Genomic DNA, 21,880 nt, shown 5'->3' on the forward strand with positions numbered 1-21,880 from the left:
ACAACGCATACCCATCATCATAGTGAGATGATTGGTTACCAGATGGGTCACTGAGCACAAATAGGCTGGTTGTTGGTCAAATTTCATAAGCTAATGGACTATATAAGGCAATAGTCGCTTAGTTTGATAGGCAAAGGTGAATAATGATTTTTCTTTTTCCAAATTTTTATTGAGTGTTCTCAAAACTCATCCTATTGACTCCTAAAATTAAAGTAGATACAGCAAATAATACCCTTTAGACTTCTGTAATAAAAAAAAGATTATTTTGCACTTATTTGAACACATGAATCTAAAACCAACTTGCTACTTTTATGAAACATAATTTACAGACAAGGATTAGCGCCTGTCTAGCATACATCTGGATCTCATTCCTGATCAGTCAGGCAGCCTTTGCGCAAGATCACCGGCTTACGGGCCGGGTATTATCCGGAAAAGACCAGCAACCCATACCAGGCGTTAACATCTTAGTAAGAAATACTCAATTAGGTACGACGACAGATGGCAATGGCAATTTTACACTGAACGTTCCTGCCAAGGCTACGCTCGTTTTCAGCGCCATTGGGTATGCCGGAAATACCGTTGAAGTAAGCAATCAGACCCAGTTGACCGTTACACTTCAGGAAGCCGAGCAAAGCCTGGGCGAGGTCGTTGTGACAGCTTTGGGTATCAGGAAAGAAGCAAAACGCCTTGGCTACGCTACAGCCACTGTCAACCCTGAACAGGTAACCACAAACCGGTCCGTTAACTTTATAAATGCCCTGCAGGGTAAAATTGCCGGGGTAAACATTTCCAGCCTTGGTACGGGTGCTGCCGGTACGAGTAAAATTCGTATCCGGGGTCAGTCATCTTTCTCAGGACAGAACTCGCCCCTCATCGTTATTAATGGTGTGCCGGTCGATAACACCAACTTCGGCCAGAACAATGGCAACAACGGCAGCGACAATTCCATTGGTAACCGTGACCGGAACTACTCCGATGGTGGCGACGGGCTATCGTCCATCAACCCGGACGATATCGAAGGCATGACCGTTTTGAAAGGCGGTACGGCGGCAGCTTTATATGGCTCACGGGCAAAAGACGGCGCTATTCTGATTACTACCAAAACGAAAGGGACAGGTCAGGGAATTGGTGTAACCTACAACATGAACTACACCAGCGACCATCCGTTGGACTACACCGACTATCAGTATGAATACGGTCAGGGCGAATATGGTGTTCGGCCAACGGCCCCCAACCCAACCTCGGGCGTCTGGAGCTTCGGTGAGAAATTTGCCGGGCAAACACAGGTGCTGTTTGGTGGCATAACGCTGCCTTACGCACCGGTTCGGAATCGGATCAATGCCTTCTACCGGGATGGGTCAACGATGACCAACTCCGTTGCCGTTTCGTCGGGTAGCGACAAGGGGGGCTTCAACCTCTCCGTTTCTAACCTGGATAACAAGGGCATTACCCGCAACAACACCTTCAACCGGAAAACCATCAACCTGGGTTTCAGCTACAACCTGTCGACGAGACTGACGGTCACGGGTACGATGAACTACTCGAACGAGTACAACAAGAACCCGCCCCAGATTGCTCAGCAGGACAACAGTACGCCTACCGTACTTTACACGCTGGCCAACTCCATGCCGCTCGACGTGCTGGAAGCCAACCAGATCAATCCGGCTACCGGCAACGAGTTTATTTATTCGCGGTTTATGAACCGGACAAACCCCTACTTTGTGCTCAACAACAAGTTTGAGAACATCCGCCGGGATCGTCTGTTCGGTAATATTTCAGCCCGCTACAACGTGACCGACTGGCTCTATATTCAGGGCCGGGTCGGGCAGGATTACTGGTCACGCGACCAGGATTATAACTTCCCCACGGGGCAGGCTTCCCTGGCGGCCGCTCCAGCCGGTTTTGTGAATGGGGCTTATGTGCAGGAAGCCCGCCGATTCCGCGAAGTCAATACCGACTTCCTGATTGGGGCTAACCACAAGTTTGGTGTTCTGGGCATCGACCTAACGCTGGGCGGGAACCAGCTCTATCGCCGGTCTGATCTGAACAGCGTTCTGGCTACTGATTTCGTTGTCCGGGGGCTTTATACACCACAGAATGGCCGGGTAAAAGACCCGCAGTACAGTTTGAGCGAACGCAAAGTAAACTCGCTCTATGCAGCCGCTGAATTTTCGTTTAAAGATGTTCTCTTCCTGAACGGAACCGTTCGGAACGATTGGTTCTCGACGCTATCTCCGGCAAACCGCAGTATCCTATATCCATCTGTAACGGGTAGTTTCGTCTTTTCGCAGGCCTTCAATAACTTACCCACCTGGCTGAATTTTGGTAAATTACGGGCCGCTTATGCAGAAGTGGGCAGCGACGGCGATGTAGGGCCGTATTCGAATAATCTGTTCTACGCGGTCAATGCCAATCTCTTCCCGAATCCTGCCGGTAATGGCCAGCCCCTGGGCTATATTACGTCCAATACGGTTCCCAGTACTACACTCAAACCCAGTCGTGTCGCTGAAACCGAATTAGGGCTGGAATTGAAGATGTTTAACAACCGGGTGGGCCTGGATGTGGCGGTTTACAACAAGATTACCAGCGACCAGATTGTTGCCAAGCAATCGTCTGATGCGTCTGGCTATACAAGTTCGCTCATCAACAGTGGCCAAAGCCGCAATCAGGGCATTGAAGTATTGCTGAACCTGGCGCCCGTGCGGACCAAGGATTTCTCGTGGGATATTACGCTGAATGGTTCGTACAATCAGACCAAACTGCTCCGGTTATTGACTGATGACGACGGGACACCGGGCAAAGACTATAACAACGATAAATTGCCCGAGCAAATCGTAGTCGGTACAGGCATTTACGTAGGTGAACTGCGCCAGGTAGTCGGCCAGCAGCTGGGCCAATTGTATACGTACGGCTATAAACGCAATGAGCAGGGGCAACTTATTAATGGAAGTGATGGTCTTCCTGTACGAACAGATTCGCCTATCTCGTTCGGTTCAGCCCTGCCCCGTTATGTAGGCGGCATTACCAACAGCTTCAATTATAAAGGCATAAGTTTATCCTTCCTGATTGACTTTAAACTGGGTGGAAAAATGATTTCAGGTACTAACCTGAATGCTTTCCGGCATGGCTTGCAAAAAGAAACGCTAGTTGGTCGTGGCGATGCGGATAACAAAATGGTAGGGCCGGGTGTCAACGAAAAGGGTGAGGTCAATGCCGTTCGGGCGTTTGTACAGGATTACTATTCGGTGGGCCGGTCCAAAAGCCTGGGCGAGCAGGTCGTGTATGATGCCGGTTTATGGAAACTGCGCCAGATCAGCCTGGGCTACGATTTCACTAAACTTCTACCCAAAACCCTGTTCATTAAAGGCGTACGCCTGAGTGCCGTAGCGAACAACGTGGCCATCATTAAAAAATGGGTACCCAACATCGACCCCGAACAGTTTGGCTTTAGCTCGGATAACCTGATTGGTTTGGAATCGACGGGCCTACCCACCACGCGCAGTGTAGGCTTTAACCTGAATGTTAAATTTTAACCAAGTTTAAGGGGTCTAATATTCAGTTTTCGGTATACAATTAGCTGACGCAAACACTCATCACGCACCAGCCAACCGTATACCGAAAACTGAATATCAGAACCACAAACACTCCAAAAATGAAAAAGACACTCTTATATATACCACTGGTTGCGCTGCTTTTTACCACGAGTAGTTGCGACAAAGGGTTCGATGAGCTGAACGTCAACCCAACAGCAGCAACGACACTGAACCCCGTTTTTACGTTTAACAATGCCATGGTTGGTACGTCCTTTCCGGGTAGTATACTGACCTTCGAGGAGCCCACGGTTCAGCAGATGTTCACACCGAACTCAGGCATCGTTGCCGGTGGTAATTTCAACATCGACAACCGGGGTCCATCTGGCGTGAATGGGGGCATCTGGCGGCAATATTACCAGAACGTAGTTCGCTATCTGGTCGACGTGATCAACCAGACCAAATCTGATGCAAACCGGACAAATCTGTATAATATGGCTCGTATCTGGAAGGCCTACACCTTTCATGTACTAACCGATACCTACGGCGATGTTCCTTACAGTCAGGCTGGTGTAGGGTATATTTCGGGCAACGTATTACCGAAGTATGACACGCAGGAGAGTATTTACAACGATCTCATCAAGGAGCTAACCGAAGCAACAGCCGCTCTGGATGCATCCAAACCGACGGAAGCCGGTGAAATTACCTATGGTGGCGACATCACGAAATGGAAACGGTTTGGTAACTCGCTTCTGCTTCGGGTGGGTATGCGCCTGTCGAAAGTGAACCCAACCCTGGCCCAGTCAACCGTTCAGAAGGCCGTTGCAGGAGGCCTTATGCAATCGAACGCCGACAATGCACTGGTTCGGAACAACGCCAACTATACCAATGCCGTAGGCGCTACCGTTAACTCGACTGAAGCAGCCAACTACTACCTGACCAAGACGTTTGTGGATTACCTCAAATCAACATCCGACCCACGTCTGGTATCCATTGCCGTACGGTATGTAGGTGCCAAAAGTGGACCGGAACAAACGGCGACCCTGGCCTCCCGCGACCCGGCCATGCAAATCGGGATGCCACTTGGCTACGATAATGGCACTATTACGGCTCGCGCTACCACCGACCTTGGTATTCCATTTTTCTACGGTTATTCGCAGTTGGATCGTACCCGCATGGGCAGCCAGTTTGCTCCCTGCTATCTGGTCACGTATGCGCAAACTCAACTGCTACTGGCCGAAGCAGCTCAACGCACCTGGACAACCGGTAATGCGGCCGATTTCTACAATGCGGGTGTCACAGCACACATGAAACAGCTAGCCGACTATGGGTCTACATCGGCGGTAGCGGATGCCGACATTACCGCTTATTTAGCCAAGAATCCGTATTCGGCAGCTAAAGGGTTGGAGCTGATCAACACCCAGTACTGGATCGCTTCGTTCCTGAATGGCCCTGAAGTATTCGCTAATTTCCGGCGGAGTGGTTTCCCCGCGCTGACGCCTAACCCCTATCCGGGCAAGGAAATAAAGGGCAATTTCATCAATCGCTTGTCGTATCCCGATTCAGAGCAGTCGGTCAATACGGCCAACCGGCAGGAAGCCGTTACCCGGCAGGGAGCCGACAACCTCGACACCCGCGTTTGGTGGGACAAGCAATAACCATTTTCTTTCTATTCCACATGAACAGGCCCGACCGTAACTGGTTGGGCTTATTCGTTTCCAGCCTCTTAACCTGAGGGCTTTGCCATTGTGCTGTCAGTTTCTTAAAACCTGTTGAATGGGCGGTCAGCCTGCCGTCAAGCTAACGAGGTTTTGACCGGGCTGGCGTTCCAGAAACCCTTCTCCGTGGTCGTTAGGACACAACCCACTTCTCCAGATGGCGACTCCGTTGCTGACGCCCGTGAGGGCTGTGATGACACAGTTCCTGTAGTACAAAGAGTACGCAATCCATTTATTCAGAAAACCCGGTTTCTAATCCTGTTCAACATTACGGCTGGAATCAGACTTTTCGCTACGGAGAGCATCAAACCCCTAAAGGCCTGAGGTAAAATATTCTTTTGCATCAACAACAGATCGTGTGGCAGCAACGTGGACACCGATGTTTGCGGCAGCGTGACATAATCCGATCGTGTGCCGAATCCTAAATAACGCAGGACTTCGGGACTTGTATCGTTCACAAAGGCGGGATTGATCAGCAGCCGCTCGCCATGACCAGCGTAGTTCTCCGACATCTCGTCTACCTGAAAAATAAACGTATACCGTCTGAAACCGGCGCATTTGAACGGCTCTGCCCGATGGACTAGATGTGAATTGGATAAAATCAGCGTTCCTTTTGGCGCACGGACAGATACGATTTGATCCGCATAGTTGTCGTTGATGTATTTATCTGAAAAATAACGATCCGTGCTGGTATCGGCCCAGGTATAGGACTCTGGAATTAATTGAAACGGATTGATGTCCGATACATCACTTAGGTAGAACAGAAAGACGAGCCCAGGCATGCTATGCTTAGCTTTGTATTTATTCTCCGCCAGCAGATTATTATCCGTATGCCACGGCAAGTGTGCCTGCGTATGCGTTTCGTATAAGCGCTGACTACTTAACTTAAACGGTCCATCAAAATAGTTTCGACAGATAGCCCTTACCTGTTCGGACGTGATAATGTCATAACACTGTTGCGATACGGCTAGTGTATGTGAGAGAAAGTTACTCCAGGACGAACGAACAACACCTACGTTGTTATTATTTATTAAATAATCTTTTATCTCAATTTTATTGACAATATCTGCCAATGTCCCTAGCGCTATAGCTTTTTCAAAAATACGATATCCTTTTTTAGTCCTAAGTTCATCGGCAATTTCCTTAGGGTCAGCTTCATTAAAAATAGGAGTGAATAGTTGTGGAATCATAGTCGTCAATAGTAAAATACAGTAAACAAGGAAGGGATATACCAAACTGACTAATAGCGCTATATACTTAGTAATTTCTACGCTGAAAGTACTACTATTTTTTAATACCTGAGGCAGGACAACTAACCGCTAAATATATTTACTGCTATAAAAATCAGCAATTAAATGCCTGATAATGAATAAACTACCTAAATATATATCTTAACGCAATTTGAATAATTGGCTATAATATGTTCATAGTTTACCCAAATCTATAACTATCATTTTTAATTATTAATCAATAAAGTATAGGCCCTTTGTTACTTCACATTTTATGTTCACGAAAAGCATAATAAATAAATAGTTACTTTAGGTATTTCGAATAAAATATAAATAATTTCCACAGACGGTTTTACACAAAATATCGCCTGAATTGCAACTACGAACGCTGCAATTCAGGCGATACACGCACTGCGCTATTTTATATGATTATTCGTATTTGACGGACTGGCCAGCGACAAGTAAATTATCAACTTATAAACTAACGTTCGAATACTACGTCAGCAAAATAACCTTGACTATCCGTAAACCAAGCCGTCACCGAGAAGCCTGTCTGTTGAGCTAGCTGCTCGATCTGTGTCCGGCTAAATTTGCGTGATATTTCAGTATGAATTATTTCACCGGGTTGAAAGGGCACCTGCATATCCAATGCCTTAATCGTTACGGTCTGCACTTTCTGGCTTACCAGATAGGACCGCGCTTCACCATTTTCAGGATTATAGGTCTCATAATGGTCAAAAGCATCCAGATCGAAATTGGCCTCCAGTTCACGGTTAATTCGCCGGAGGAGATTCAGATTGAACGCCTTTGTTAAGCCTTCCCGGTCATTATAGGCCGTATGAATTATGGCAGGATTTTTTTGCAGGTCAAATCCCGTCAGCACAATGTCGCCGGGTTGTAACCGGTCATGCAGTTGCTGATAGAAATCAACGGCATCATCCGGCGCAAAATTGCCAATGTTTGAGCCCAGAAATAGAGCAACCTTGCGGTTATCTGTTTCCTGAGAAAGCAGTTCCAGCGCGCTGAAGTAATCATCGTGGCGCGGATTTACCTGCAAATCAGGCCACTGTCTTCGCACGTCGGCAACCAGTCCATCCAGTGCATCGGCTGAAATGTCAATTGGCGCGTAGGTGAAATCTGCTTTCTGGCTTTCAAAAAAACCGAGCAGAATTTTTGTTTTCAGGCCATCGCCCGCCCCAAGTTCGACTAACTCGAAAGGCTGATTGCCGGGCGAAAACTGTCGCAACATGTCCGCTTTATGCGTTTCCAGAATTTCATACTCCGACCGGGTCAGGTAATAGTCCGGCGAGTGCATGATTTCAGCAAATAACCGGCTGCCTTCGGCGTCGTAAAAGAAACGCGACGATAAGCGCTTGGGTGTTGTCTGTAAACCTGTTCGTACTTCATCGGCAAGAGCTGCTGACTCTGGCAGTTGACTATCCACAATAGCTGCTCCCATCCCAATTGGCCCGCTAACCCGCTCTAATTCAGCAGCACATTGCCCTATGCCCATTGCTTCTAGTTCTTCACTACACGTATTCCCGTATACTGCCATCGCTTGTCTGGTTGAAAAAAATTGCGGTAAGTGGCCCGTGAATGTCCCTCAGGCGTAGCTACAGATGCCCCGCGCAAAACCATCTGTCCACTCATAAATTTACCGTTGTATTCGCCCACAGCTCCTTCGGCAGTTACAAAGCCGGGATAAGGCAAGTAGGCTGAATTGGTCCACTCCCACCGCGCACCCCAGTTAAGTTGTGGAGCAGCCGCTTCCCACTCAAGTTCAGTTGGTAACCGCTGGCCTGTCCATCGGGCATAGGCATCAGCTTCATAATGGCTTACATGGCAAACCGGTGCATTCAGATCAACGGGCCGCAGCCCGTCGAGGGTGTACTGCCACCACGCGCCATCGATCCGGTGCCAGTATAAAGGTGCCTGAATATCATTTGCTTTCACCCACGCCCAGCCGTCGGAAAGCCAGTGCCGGAAGTTTTGATAACCACCTGATTCGACGAAAGCAAGATACGCTTCATTGGTCACCAAATTTCCATTAAGCGTCGTTTTGTTCAGATACACCTTGTGCGATCCCACCTCATTATCGAAGTAAAAAGAGCCGCCAGTCTGACTATCTGGTGAGTGATAACCAATCGTGTATATTCCTTCGGCAAGTACGGCATCGGGACTTGGCAACTGCGATTGGTGCTCCTGAAAAGGCATCTCGATAGCCGGTAGCAATGGGTTATGCCCCAGAATGTACTTGATGTCTGTAATGAGTAGCTCCTGATGCTGTTGCTCGTGGTTCAGCCCCAGCAGAATCAGCGCATGGAGGTCAGGCGATAGCTCAGCCGTGTCTAAAAAACGGCTCATCTGCTCGTCTACATAAGCCCGGTAGGCATACACGCCCGCTACCGTCGGGCGACTGAGATTTCCACGATCGGTACGTAGGACGCGTTTCCCAACCGTTTCATAATAACTATTGAAAACGTAGCTGAAATCGTCGTGAAAAATGCGATAACCGGGTACATTGGGTTTCAACACGAATGTCTCCCAAAACCAGGTTGTATGCCCCAGATGCCACTTTGGCGGGCTAACATCGGCAACAGGTTGTACGACATAATCTTCGGTTTCGAGACCCCGGCATATGGCCTCAGAATGCAACCGTACCCGATAGTATTGTTCGGTAAGCGTTTGTTCGGCAATCATTCAGATTTGTCGTTATGAGCGCTCTAAAAGTCTATAGAGTGTACTATTTGTTTAACGATAAATGAAGCACCTTGTTTAGTATTCAGCCATTTGTTCATCAGCATAGCACCAAAGCCAGCGCTCGCCGGGTTCGGCAGAAGCGACAACCGGGTGTTCACTCGCCCGAAAATGCTTTGTTGCATGCTTATTGGGCGACGAATCGCAGCAAAGCGTTGTTCCGCAGGTCTGGCAAGTACGCAAATGAACCCACGAATCGCCCGTTTTGATGCATTCTTCACAAACATAATCACTGGCAACCCGGAGCTCCGTGATTGCGGATAAATGAGAGCAAATTGTTGGCTTAACCATAAGAAAGATATAGGATATGGGATGTAGGATGTATGGCAAAACGTCACTCCAAGGGCTATGTCCTCACAGCCCTCCCTACAGGATGGTTACCCCGTTGCTGACGCCTGAGAGGGCCGTGTCCTCACGGCCCTTGGAGGATATGGGATGTATGGTGTAGGCTGTATGATGTATTTTGCCTATATCATACAGCCTACACCATACATCTCTTCTAACTCTCTGCCAGGTATTTATGAACGAAACTTACGGCCATGGCACCTTCGCCAACGGCCGATGCAACCCGGTTCATAGCCCCCGCCCGAACATCGCCAGCGGCAAAAATTCCTGCGCTACAGGTTTCGAGCGAGAACGGCTCCCGATTGTATCGCCAGACTTGTTTGAAATCGGCATACTTGGCTAAGTCGCGGCCCGTGGCAATAAATCCTTTAGCATCTTTGATAATGTCCATTTCAATCCAATCGGTTAGGGGTTTTGTACCGATGAAAATGAAGAGGCCACCCGCCTGCACAGTCCGGCGTTCTTTGTTGTCCATGTTTTCCAACACCAGGCATTCCAGCCGCTCCTTGCCCAGCCCCTCCACGACTTCAGTACAACCCAATACGGTGATATTGGGGGTCTTGTCGATCTGATCAATCAAATACTGCGACATCGTTTCAGACAGATCGGGGCGACGTACACATATATATACTTCGGAAGCCGTTCGGGAGAGGTACATAGCCCCCTGCCCGGCTGAATTCCCTCCGCCAACAATATAAACAGGTTGCCCTTTAAAGGCAAAGGCTTCGGTAGTAGCGGCTCCGTAATAGACACCCGCACCCGTGTATTTCTGAAGACTTTCGTTGTCCAACTGGTGATACGAAACACCTGTACTTAGGATAATGGACCGTGCGACAACTTCATTGCCCCCACCTAACGCGATGTGCTTGTATTGACCCTGCGACTTGATAGACACCACTTCCTGCGGAGCCAGAAACTCCACTCCGAACCGTTGTGCCTGCGTAATAGCCCGCCGTGTCAGATCGGCCCCACTCAGGCCATTGGGGAAGCCCAGGTAGTTTTCAATCCGTGAGCTGGTGCCGGCCTGTCCACCAGGGGCCCGTTTATCAATCAAAATTGTTTTTAAGCCTTCTGAACCGCCATATACGGCAGCTGCCAGCCCGGCGGGACCCGCGCCGATAATAGCCAGATCATAGAGCCCTTCCGATGCTTTGGGTTGTAAGCCAAGCTTTTCGCCCAGATCGGCCAGCGTCGGTTGTTGTAGCACCGCTCCACCCTCAAGGATAACAATGGGCAAATCACTGGCACTTAATCCGTGCAGGTCGAGCAGTTCCTGCGCCTGGGGATTGCCTTCAATATCAAACCATTGGTAAGGAAAGAGATTACCCGCCAAAAAGTCTTTTAACTCGTGCGAACGGGGCGAAAACTGGTAACCAACCAGCTTCAACCCTGCGGAGGGTGGCCTGTAGTCTGAAAACCAGTCGCTCAGCAGATCGTCCAATACCGGGTACAGTTTTTCTTCGGGTGGGTCCCAGGGTTTGGCAATGTAATAGTCCAGTTGAACCTCGTTGATGGCCCGCACAGCCGCATCGATATCCGAGTAAGCGGTCAGCAATACCCGTTTGGCATTTGGAAATACCTTCCGGGCCTGGGTTAAGAATTCAACTCCCGTCATGCTTGGCATCCGCTGGTCGGACAGGAAGAGCGCAACCTCCTCCCCTTTTTTTTTCAACTCAGCCAATGAATCAAGCGCTTCCTGCGCCGAGCTGGTGCAAAGAATCCGGTATTTCTTTCGGTATTGCTGTCGTAAATCATGCTGTATCGCCTGCAAGACCTGCGGATCATCGTCAATAGAGAAAATAATGGGTAGCTTCATAGGAAAGAGTGAATGAGTAAAAGAGCGAAAGAGCGAAAGAACCTGCCAGATGGCTTCGCTCTTGCGCTCATTCACCCTTTCGCTCTTTAAACTGGTAAGCAAACACTGAATTCTGTGTGGCCGGGTTCAGACTGTACCTTGATGGAGCCGTTATGGTGTTTCATAATGCCCTGTACAATATCAAGACCGAGTCCGGTGCCCTTCCCAATTTCTTTGGTCGTAAAAAATGGGTCAAATATCTTATCCCGAATGTCTTCTGGGATACCAGCTCCATTGTCGATGATTTTGGTTAGTACAAACGCTTCGTCTTCCGACCGCTTGTCGGGTTGGCTGCTGATTTCGAGTTTACCACCGTCGGGCATCGCGTCGATGGCATTGTCGATCAGGTTGGTCCAGACCTGGTTCAATTCGCCGGGCCAGCCACAAATAACGGGTAAATCGTCGGCAATTGTCAACGTCAGGTCAATGTGTTTGCTTTTAATTTTATGAGCCAGCAACGTAACCGTATTGCGAAGGCCTTCGGCCAACCTGACTTCCTGCTTGCCCACGCCCCTATCCATTTGGGTGTAGTTTTTGATGGAATCAATCAGCGTTGCTATCCGTTTCGAAGCCTCCCCAATATCAGACACCAGCTTCTCGGTTACTAAATTATTGACCAGCCAATTGGCTACACCCGCCAGATTTTCATCGCCAATCTTTTCGAGTATCCAATCCAGATCGTCGACCGTAAACCCATAGCCGACCAATGGACCGGCCAGATCCATATGGTCTTCAACGCCATGATCGTCCAGCCAATCGGTCACATCATCTTCCAGGCTCGTCCGTTCGAGTAAGGTCAACCGATGTGTGTCAACGGTTGATTGCTGGTCAAGTTTTTTGAAGAATACGTCTGTCACACAATCGACCTGATCGCTTGTCAGATTGAGGTTCATAACGACTTTGAATGCTTCGGGAGTGGCCCGCAAATGCGTATTGAGCGTATCGACCGAGCGCACAACAGCTGCTACCGGGTTATTGAGTTCATGGGCCAACCCCGCCGACAAACGTCCCAGCGAGGCCATTTTCTCGTTTTGCTGCGTGAGTTTCGTATAGTCCCGAACACGGGTCGTCATTTGATGCACCAGCGATTCGGTAAGCTCATAGCAGTTTTTGGCCAAATCAGGCAGGTTGTCACGATGAAGCCGCAGAAGTGTTGTTGGCCGCTCAGTGATTAACCGGTTTGACAGGCTTTTCATCCGGGAAAACGGTAACACACCCAGAATAGAGTGATCGCCGTAGACAATCAATTCATCGTCGGCTCCATTCGCCCCGGCATCAATGCGAATACGGCCGTTCAGCAACAATAATAAGTGGTCGACTGGCTCGTGGGGTTTATAAAGTACCGTCTCTTTTGGGTAAGATACCTCTTCGCTCCGGTCAATAACCCATTGCAGTTGCGCATCCGGCACATTAGCGAAAGCCGGAAATTCGTGTAGCGTTTCTAACAGATTCATAAAAAGGAGGGCATTAACAGACAGACTGGTAACCAATTATAAAACAGATTGGTTACAGCAGTACGTACGAACGGCCTACTTATACTTATCCAATGCGTCTGACGATCCTGTTGCTTTGTTTATTGGCTTTCGCCTTTAGGGATGACAAACCTGCTTACCGTTTTTATACACCAGGCCTGAAGGCGACCAGTTACGCCAAATTGCTGCGCCAGGCAACGGAAGCCGATGTCGTTTTATTCGGCGAACTGCACAACAACCCAATCTGTCACTGGCTGGAATTTCAGTTGGCAAAAGACTTACAATCTGCCAAAAAAGGCAATCTGGTGCTGGGAGCCGAAATGTTTGAAACCGATAACCAGCTGGCCCTCAGCGATTACGTGCAGGGTAAAACGACCAGCAAAGAACTGGCTACCCAGGCTCGTTTGTGGCCCAATTTCGATACCGACTACAAACCCATTACTGATTTTGCCCGTGAGCAGCACATTCCGTTCGTGGCCACCAACATACCGCGTCGGTATGCTCGTCTGGTCTCCCGGCAGGGTCTGTCAGCCCTCGATACGGTATCGGCTGATGCCAAACGTCAGATTGCGCCATTACCCATATCTGTTGACCTGACTTTACCCGGCTACAAAGCCATGATGGAGATGATGGGCGGTACGGATAGCAAGGCCGGCACTAGTCCACACGGAGCGCAGCCCGACATGACGGCTAATTTTGCGCGGGCTCAAGCCGTTAAAGACGCCACGATGGCCTACTTCATTTTGCAGAACCTGAAACCCGGCCAGACGCTGCTGCATTTCAACGGCGACTACCATTCCAAGAACTTTGATGGAATTGTCTGGTATCTTCGCCAGCAACAACCTGCCTTGAAAATTCTGACCCTTTCTTCCGTCGAATTAGCCGACATCGAGAAGCCCGGCACCGATAATCGGAATCTGGCAGATTTCGTTCTGGCCATACCCGCCGACATGACGAAGACTTACTAGGGAATTAACTTAATCGTTAACCACAGAGGCACGGAGAGCACAGAGATATGCATTATTGATTTGAGCTATCTCTGTGCTCTCCGTGCCTCTGTGGTTAAAAAGTAATTCAAGTTGTACATACCGATACTTTCTATCGTCAAAAGTGATTCGCTAGTCTGGTTTTACAATCGCTTCCATGATGGATAGGGCGTAATTTAACAGCCGGTGTTTATTTGTGTCAGGTTTATTGCAACTGCACACGTATTGAACTGCCGCTTAACTCAACAAAATCAGAATCGGTACCGCTCTGTACAGACACTTTTTTGCCATTTACCTGCCAGTTGCGGTACTTGCCTTTTGAAAAAGCCAGCCTCACGGTCCAGTTCGGTTGTTTTTGCCTAATCAACAACGTTAGCTGCTCGCCCGCTTTGGCATAATCCATCGATACCATATTGTCGCCTGTAGCCACTTTTTCAATACTGGCTTTGTCCCAGGCGCTGGGCATTTGGGGTTGAATAACAATTAATTTGCGGGACGCTTCCGGGCGAATACCAAAAAACTGTTTGATGATTGGTACCGCATAGCTATACATATTCCAGGCCTGCGTGACCATGCCGTAGTCCGGCGATACTTCGTAAATAGAGCCCGGAAAGGCATAGCTAAACGTTTTAGTCATTCGTTTCAGATAGCCCAGTGCTTTATCAGGATGGCCGTACTTATTTTCACCAATCGTTGCTACACCCGTGGGCAGGGTCATCACCGCCCCTGTATACGTAAATATTTTTTTGTTCAGGGTAAATGACCCTTCGTCGGTTCCAGCCGATTCGTCTCGATCAATACCCGTTACAAACAGGCCAAATGGGTTCGTAAATTTGCTGGCTGTCCGAAGCGCAATATCAGCCTTATCGGGATCAGCGACACCCGTTTCCATAGGGGTGTTAACCACCCAGTTATGGTGGAGTACAAAGCCTTTTTTGGTGTCGTCGGGCAATGCACGAAGTTTGCGCTGGGTTGCTTTCAGTTCCTCAACAGCCCAGGGTTTGTGCAGCGTATCGGCGCGAACAATGGCCCCTTCGACAAGCTGCAAAGCCTCGGCTTTTGTTCCGATAAAATCAGCATACGAACCGCTTTCGGGCACCCAGAAATCTGTATTTATTTTCGTTTTCAGAGTAGACGCTTTGCGCTGGTAATCCATCGCCAGCGTTTTGTCGCCGAGTTCGGATGCCATGTAGGCCGCATTGGCAAAAGCCTCCTGCGTATACACCGCCACATCGATCATCTCGCTGTTCATGCCATGTATTTCCATCATGCCGAAACCGTCGGGAAGCAGGTTTTTATCCTTATCATTCTCGGCCAGCAACCAGCTCATCCCCTTTTTTACCGTCGGGAAGTACTTGCGAAGAAAGTTTTTGTCGCCTGTCCATCGGTAGACTGCAGCAATCATGCTGGCAAACTGGGGCACTTCGTTCAAATTACCGGGATTGTACACCGCACCGTTCGTCGACACTTCATGGATAATTCGGCCGTTGCCATTTTCCTTTTCTGAGATTTTATTCAGCAGATCGACCGAATCATACACCAGTTGCCGGTTTCCCGTTGTGATAAGACCCGATAAGGTGTAACAGCCATCAGCCCCAAACCACCACGGGTAATCGGGCAAACCCGCCGACAGACCCCGACCGATTTCGGGCACTTCCCGAATTAGCCAATCGGTATTGTATTTTACCCAGCGAAAGGCCTGCTCCAGCTTTTTGTCCGGCACATGCACCGATGCCAACTGGTCGATGGTGGCGTACCGGTCTTTCTTGCTTTTCAGGTACACGTAAGCATTTTTCTGAACGTCAGCCAGGGTCCGCCTGGCCGCTTCAGCCGACTTGTATGAACCGGCAATGGTGATCGGCAATTGTGTTTTTCTGTTGGCGGGCACCGTAATCGTGTACACCAGCGAAGCCGCACACCCCTTCCCAGCCGATACAAATTCGCAGCCTTTATTTTGATGATGCTGGCGGGCGGGAACATTGGCACCAAAAACAACGAACCAGTCGTTTTTTTGATCTTTAGCGACCCAGACTTGGCTTTTTGCATCCCAGATAGCCTGGTCTGGAGCATCGACCATGTTGGTTCGTTCGCCCAGCCAGGTAGGACGAAGGTCCGTATGGGCTGTCCAGGTAAACTGAAGCGTGAGCGGCCTGGATTGCTTATTGATGAAGGTGTACTCCACCACCATGCTCTCTTTATTGTCGGGCACAAACTGGAAGCGCTCCATGTCCAGACCATCGGCAACCTGTTGATACAGGTGCTTATTGGCAAACGGATAGTTGATGAACGCATCGGCTTTATCGAGGCAAACCTCTTTTTGATCAATGGCGACCGACGCTGTAAACCCATCCATTAATTTGATCGGATGATCCCAGATGCCGCCCATTTCGCCCGTTATGTGCCAGCCAAGATCCGGAAACCTACCGTCCTGATGACCAACCATATACAACCGATTGCCAGCCGTTACGAAGGGCGATGCCAGGTATTCTTTTTTACCGGAAATAGACTCGACCTGCTTCACAAGCGCCTGAAGCGGTTGCTGAGCGACTGTTTGCTGCACACAAGTCGATAAAAGGACAAAGGCAGCAAAACCAGCTGTGATAAGCTTATTTCCAGGAAGAGTCAGCAAAGCCGACTGGCAATGTGTTATCATGAGTTGGTTATTTACACGTTCGTAAAGTTACGGCTTTATACCTTGTTCGCTCACTCCATTCAGGGCCACTGCGTCCCAAAGCGACAGCCTCATAAACCCTACATCATACATCATACATCATAACATATTCCGCCACCAGCGCCCAGCAGTGAGCCTCGCACTGCCAGCGCATCTGCATGAGCGGACGGTCGGCAAATTGACGTAGCCAGGGTTGCTCATAGGCCGTCAACAGACCCGCAATGAAGAAATGAAAAGTAGCGAAATCCTGTTCTATGCCATTGAGGTTGATTTTGGGAACGTCCTCACCTAGTCGGTGCAGGGACGTTGCCAGTAACAGGTGCTCTACCCGGTTTTGGGAGGTCGTCAGCAGTGAGCGCGTATCGGCAATCAGGCGCGGGCGAATCGGCTCCAGCTCGGCAATAGGAAAAGCCGCTATGAGTCTTGCTAAATGATAAATAATGAGCGACGTACGCGCGTAATGGGGCGCACACTGAAATGGGGCGGCTACATACCGACCCGATTCGACAACAGACCGCAGGTAGGCCAGCGAATCCGTATCGTGCTCATTGCGGGGTAAGTCATACTGGTAGATGCAATACAGGATATTGCTTAATGCGCAGGCATCAAAATCGACGCCCATGTGCTTGCCAAACCAGGTCGAGTAAGCCCGCAACGAACGATACTCCGGATAGGTATTCCGAATGCGCTGCGACTGACTCCCATTGGCGTGCTGGCTTAGTTTTTCTTTCAGCCAAAGGCGTTCGGCAGGAGCCGGCGGGGCGGTCAGGTACACCATGGCCGTATCGTCAATGTCGTCGGGAATACGAAAGTGTTCGAAATGACGAAACACATAGCCGTTGGAAAAGTGCTGCGAGGGGCGTGTAGGCCAGAAATTATACGTATTCAGCCCGTCTTTATTCCGAAAAATCGGGTAAGCCGTTGCGGCCCGACTGGCAATATGATCAATCAATTGCTGGCTTTCGGGTGATGCTGCCGAACGGATATGCTGCAACGTAAATACAGTTACAGCCGTAAAGAAAACATTGGTATCGGGACGCCGGTAAAAAATCGACGGATTATGGCGAAACGACGGAAACAGACCCATTTCGGCCTGCAAATCAGCAATTCGCTGGATAATACTGTCGAGGGTTAGAACCGCCATATTTTCGCAAAAGTACCGTTTCATTCGTTCTCTTTTTCCAGATTAAGGTTGGATATTTGCCGCCTGATTACCCTGATGCAATCAATGCCAACTTTGATTTTATTCGACGATCCGGTCATTCGCACGGCTTTATTACCCCTTACGTTTACGAGGCCGGTGGCAGGTATCCGTATCGGTACACTCACGCTGGCCGAAAAATGGGCGAATACACTAGCACAAACGCCTTCGTACCTGACTGAAGCCTATTTGCAGGCCAAATTTCCGCAGAACGCAGGCGCTGATAACTGGTACGTGAATGGGGCCGTCTGCCCAACCGATGCCCTGGCCGAAACTATATCGGCTCTGCCATCTGATACCGGTCTGATTACCCACGACGGATTGATTCTGGCTGTACGGACAACCCAAACGCTGTCGGAGCCGCCGACAGTAAACGACGGCTATCCGTTCCGTACGTTCATGGAGCCGCTAACCATTGTTCGCAACCTATGGGATATTTTCGTAAATAATGGCGATCAACTCCGGGCCGACTTCGCCCGACTAACCGCCGGACGGACATCCGAACCAATTACCGATCCTTTTACCCGGTGTTACGCACCGGAAAACATCTTTATTGAACCCGGCGCTACCATTCGGGCGGCTGTTCTGAATGCAGAGGGCGGCCCCATTTACATTGGACGTGATGCCACGATCAGCGAAGGTTCCATCGTGATCGGGCCGTTTTCGCTCGGCGAAGGATCGACTGTCAACTGGGGCGGCAAGATGCGGAGTAACACCACCATCGGGCCCTTCTGCAAAGTAGGGGGCGAGGTTGGCAACTCCGTTTTTTTGGGCTATAGTAACAAAGCGCACGATGGGTTTCTGGGTAATTCGGTCATTGGCGAATGGTGCAATCTGGGCGCCAACGTCAACAATTCGAATTTGAAGAACGATTATAGCAATGTGAAGCTTCACTCCTATGCTACAAACCGGCTGGAAGATACCGGACGGATTTTCTGCGGCCTGATGATGGGTGATTTCACCAAAGCCGGTATAAGCACGATGTTCAACACAGGCACTGTGGTGGGTGTCAGTGCAAACGTGTTTGGCGCGGGTTTTCAGCACAAACACGTTCCCTCTTTTTCGTGGGGTGGTGCCGCCGAAGGCAGTACCCCTTACCGCATCGAGAAGGCGCTGCAAGTGGCAAAAGAAGCGTTTATCCGACGCGATAAGGCGTTCGACGACGTAGAAGAAACAATCCTTCGATCCATTTTTTCAATGATCCATACTGAGTAGTTTCCATTTCCTGTGGCGTGGTTGTGGCGTCAGGTTCTTTAAGCTGAGACTGCAAGGTTTTGAGAAACCTCACCGAGTCAGATGTAAGCATCTGACACCACGGGCTAACATCTGACGCCACCGCAAGAGCGGTGTTATAAATCATTCATCACTGAAACCGACGTGCAATTCTCAGAAATAATCGGTCTTGACGAAACCAAGCAGCTGCTGCTGCGGGCGGTGCAATCGAACCACCTGGCGCACGCCTTGCTGTTCGATGGCCCAACGGGTAGTGCCAATCTGGCGCTGGCCCTTGCCTTGGCGCAGTATGTCAACTGCGAAGACAAACAGCGCCAGGATTCCTGTGGCCGTTGTGCCTCGTGCATAAAGGTCCAGAAACTGGTGCACCCCGACCTGCACATGGTTTTCCCGGTTACCAATCAGGGAAAAGGGAAAACATCCGAAACGTATTTGACTGACTGGCGGAAGTTTCTGCTCAGTTCGCCCTACCGTACGCTGCCCGACTGGCTCGAATCAGTTGGAGCCGATAATAAACAGGGCAACATTTCGGCAGAAGAAGCCCGGAATATTTTGCAAAAGCTATCGCTGAAAGCCTACGAAGGAGCGTATAAAATTATGCTCATCTGGCTACCCGAACTCATGAACGTGACGTCGGCCAATGCGCTGCTGAAGGTACTGGAAGAGCCCCCGGCGCAAACGCTGTTTCTGCTGGCAACTAACCAGTCGGATAAGTTGCTGATCACGATTCTGTCAAGAACCCAGCGCGTAGCCGTCAGGGCATTCACGGACGAAGAAGTGGCCACTTACCTGCGCCAGCACCTGAATCTGGACGAAACGACGGCCCGACGCCTGGCTTACCTCGCCGATGGTAACCTGGCCGAAGCCCTGCAGTTGGGTCAGCATGATACAAGTTCAACGGATCAGCACGTCTGGTTTGCCGAATGGATGCGTACCTGCTATCGGCAGGATTTAATCGCGCTCGTTAAACAGGCCGACCAGTTTGATGGTTTCAGCAAGGAGAAGCAGAAAGGGTTACTCGACTATAGCATTCGCCTGTACCGCGATTTGTTTTTGTGGCAACAGGGAGCCGCTGAACTATTACGGTTGCCTGATGACGAGATGGCCTTTGTCAAAAACTTCGCCAAAATCCTTACCATCAACCACATCGAGCACATTGTACATGACCTTAACAAAGCCGCTTACCACCTCGAACGAAACGCCCGGGCTAAAATGATCATGCTTGATATGTCACTCACATTCAGCCGTTTGATACGCACGTAGTACGGTTTAGGGTTTGTGGTTTTACGGTTTGTGGTTTACGGTTGGCTGGCGCGTTAGCAACACTCGTGCGCCAGCCAACCGTAAACCACAAACCGTAAAACCACAAACTAGCCAACCACAAACCGTAAACCAACTACCCATTCTCCTCATGAAACCCCGTTCCCCCAAGCCCAAGCAAATTATTGGCATGACCGATCTGGTCGATTTTCCGGATCTGGGCTTGTTCGATATACAGGCGAAAGTCGATACGGGTGCGTTTACGTCGGCGCTCCATTGTAAAGATGTCCGGCTGGTAAAATCGGGATTGAAAACAAAGCTAAGTTTCTGGTTAATCGACAAAACGGGGCTACCAGCCCGAAAATTTCGCAGCGACCACTTCAGCCAGCGGATGATCCGGAACTCGTTTGGGGTGGCCGAATTACGGTATGTCATAACAACCCGTATCGTTTTATTCGGACGAACCATTCGGGCAGAGTTTACTCTGGCTGACCGCGAACAACTAAAAAACCCTGTACTTTTGGGCCGAAAACTGCTCCGAAATCGATTTATCGTCGATGTGTCCGAGAAAAATCTGTCATACGAAGCCAAAATCGCCCGTAAAGCCTACACGTTAGCGACGCAGCCAGCAAACGAATAAACCGCTCACCCCTACTCGCTGACAACTACTCACGAATAACTGATCACTGAATCAATGCGAATTGCCATTTTATCGGCCAATCCGAACTTATACTCGACGCAACGACTGCTCGAAGCCGCCAATCGGCGTGGCCATGAGGGCGTCCTTGTGAACCACCTGAACTGCCACGTCATGATTGAAGGCGGTAAACCCTCTGTGCTCTACGAAGGCAAGGAATTAGACTCGTTCGATGCAATTGTACCCCGCATCGGAGCTTCGGTAACGGACTATGGATGTGCGGTTGTCCGGCAGTTCGAGATGATGAATGTCTTCACAACGGGCAAATCGCAGGCAATCATGCGATCCCGCAACAAGCTCCGCAGTTTGCAGGTACTCTCGAAAGCGGGCGTTGGGTTGCCCAAAACCATGTTCGCCAATCACCCTAAAAACGGCGACATTACGCAACTCATTCACCTCGTTGGCGGCCCGCCCGTTGTCATCAAATTGCTGGAAGGCACTCAGGGCATTGGCGTCGTACTCGCCGAAACAACCAAAGCCGCCAAGTCGACCATCGAAGCGTTTTATGGCCTGAAAAAGAATGTATTGGTGCAGGAATTCATTGCTGAAGCCAAAGGGTCCGATATTCGGGCGTTTGTGGTGGGTGGCCGCGTGGTAGGGGCCATAAAGCGACAGGGGCTGGAGGGCGACTTCCGCTCCAACCTGCATCGAGGAGGCAACGCCGTTGCGGTCGAGCTGACCCCGCACGAAGAACAAACCGCCATTGCTGCTGCCCGCGCCCTCGGCCTGAAAGTGGCTGGTGTCGATATGCTTCCCTCCGACCGGGGCCTTCTGGTACTGGAAGTCAATTCGTCTCCAGGGCTGGAAGGCGTCGAAAATGCTACCGGCATCGACGTTGCCGCGCAAATCATCGCCTACATCGAAGACAAAATTCGCACCGACGAAGGCGACACGGTAGGAGTTTAATGAAGAATGTTGAGTGAATG

General features: G+C 49.9%; 15 protein-coding genes. 7 read left to right on the forward strand and 8 right to left on the reverse strand.

Translation table 11 applies throughout. The features are described 5' to 3' along the window. Positions 1-311: 311 nt before the first annotated feature. A complete protein-coding gene (locus SD10_RS22635; protein ID WP_046576983.1) occupies positions 312-3,533 on the forward strand; it encodes a SusC/RagA family TonB-linked outer membrane protein in 3,222 nt (1,073 codons plus the stop codon). Between the two features lie 119 nt (positions 3,534-3,652). Then, positions 3,653-5,188: a SusD/RagB family nutrient-binding outer membrane lipoprotein gene (locus tag SD10_RS22640; RefSeq protein WP_046576984.1), complete on the forward strand. Its 1,536-nt coding sequence runs from the start codon at positions 3,653-3,655 to the stop codon at positions 5,186-5,188. A gap of 296 nt (positions 5,189-5,484) precedes the next feature. Here SD10_RS22640 and SD10_RS22645 read toward each other — a convergent pair whose 3' ends face one another. The 6 genes from SD10_RS22645 to SD10_RS22670 all read right to left on the reverse strand — a co-directional run bounded on the left by SD10_RS22645 (position 5,485) and on the right by SD10_RS22670 (position 12,888). Continuing rightward, positions 5,485-6,438, reverse strand: a complete 954-nt coding sequence (locus SD10_RS22645; protein WP_046576985.1) for a phytanoyl-CoA dioxygenase family protein — start codon at positions 6,436-6,438, stop codon at positions 5,485-5,487. A gap of 520 nt (positions 6,439-6,958) precedes the next feature. After that, positions 6,959-8,032, reverse strand: a complete 1,074-nt coding sequence (gene egtD / locus SD10_RS22650) for an L-histidine N(alpha)-methyltransferase (RefSeq protein WP_148562493.1) — start codon at positions 8,030-8,032, stop codon at positions 6,959-6,961. Beyond that, positions 7,996-9,177, reverse strand: a complete 1,182-nt coding sequence (gene egtB, locus SD10_RS22655) for an ergothioneine biosynthesis protein EgtB (RefSeq protein WP_046576989.1) — start codon at positions 9,175-9,177, stop codon at positions 7,996-7,998. Before egtB ends, egtD begins: the two co-directional genes overlap by 37 nt. Positions 9,178-9,252: 75 nt before the next feature. After that, positions 9,253-9,525: a UBP-type zinc finger domain-containing protein gene (locus SD10_RS22660; protein ID WP_082111672.1), complete on the reverse strand. Its 273-nt coding sequence runs from the start codon at positions 9,523-9,525 to the stop codon at positions 9,253-9,255. A gap of 208 nt (positions 9,526-9,733) precedes the next feature. Beyond that, complete coding sequence (locus SD10_RS22665; protein WP_046576992.1) at positions 9,734-11,395, reverse strand: FAD-dependent oxidoreductase; 1,662 nt, start codon at positions 11,393-11,395, stop codon at positions 9,734-9,736. 86 nt (positions 11,396-11,481) lie between these two features. Continuing rightward, positions 11,482-12,888: an ATP-binding protein gene (locus SD10_RS22670; protein ID WP_046580003.1), complete on the reverse strand. Its 1,407-nt coding sequence runs from the start codon at positions 12,886-12,888 to the stop codon at positions 11,482-11,484. Positions 12,889-12,980: 92 nt separating this feature from the next. On the opposite strand from SD10_RS22670, the gene SD10_RS22675 reads away from it, so the two are divergent. Continuing rightward, positions 12,981-13,874 carry a ChaN family lipoprotein gene (locus SD10_RS22675; RefSeq protein WP_046576993.1) on the forward strand — a complete coding sequence of 298 codons (894 nt, stop codon included), beginning with the start codon at positions 12,981-12,983 and terminating at the stop codon, positions 13,872-13,874. 223 nt (positions 13,875-14,097) lie between these two features. Here SD10_RS22675 and SD10_RS22680 read toward each other — a convergent pair whose 3' ends face one another. Further along, positions 14,098-16,545 carry an alpha-L-rhamnosidase-related protein gene (locus SD10_RS22680; protein ID WP_046576995.1) on the reverse strand — a complete coding sequence of 816 codons (2,448 nt, stop codon included), beginning with the start codon at positions 16,543-16,545 and terminating at the stop codon, positions 14,098-14,100. A gap of 103 nt (positions 16,546-16,648) precedes the next feature. Further along, positions 16,649-17,707 (reverse strand): hypothetical protein, encoded by a 1,059-nt coding sequence (locus SD10_RS22685; protein ID WP_046580004.1) that lies wholly within the window; start codon positions 17,705-17,707, stop codon positions 16,649-16,651. An 84-nt stretch (positions 17,708-17,791) separates the two neighbouring features. On the opposite strand from SD10_RS22685, the gene SD10_RS22690 reads away from it, so the two are divergent. From SD10_RS22690 to rimK, 4 genes are all read left to right on the forward strand, one after another. Continuing rightward, positions 17,792-18,979 (forward strand): putative sugar nucleotidyl transferase, encoded by a 1,188-nt coding sequence (locus SD10_RS22690; protein WP_046576997.1) that lies wholly within the window; start codon positions 17,792-17,794, stop codon positions 18,977-18,979. A 162-nt stretch (positions 18,980-19,141) separates the two neighbouring features. After that, a complete protein-coding gene (gene holB, locus SD10_RS22695; RefSeq protein WP_046576999.1) occupies positions 19,142-20,260 on the forward strand; it encodes a DNA polymerase III subunit delta' in 1,119 nt (372 codons plus the stop codon). Positions 20,261-20,408: 148 nt separating this feature from the next. Beyond that, positions 20,409-20,897, forward strand: coding sequence for an ATP-dependent zinc protease family protein (locus tag SD10_RS22700; RefSeq protein WP_148562494.1), 489 nt, complete (start codon positions 20,409-20,411; stop codon positions 20,895-20,897). A gap of 54 nt (positions 20,898-20,951) precedes the next feature. Continuing rightward, the gene (gene rimK, locus SD10_RS22705) at positions 20,952-21,860 is read left to right on the forward strand and encodes a 30S ribosomal protein S6--L-glutamate ligase (protein ID WP_046577001.1); all 909 of its coding nucleotides are present in this window, start codon (positions 20,952-20,954) and stop codon (positions 21,858-21,860) included. Positions 21,861-21,880 lie beyond the last annotated feature (20 nt).

This window comes from Spirosoma radiotolerans (genome assembly GCF_000974425.1).
Classification (GTDB): Bacteria; Bacteroidota; Bacteroidia; order Cytophagales; family Spirosomataceae; genus Spirosoma; species Spirosoma radiotolerans.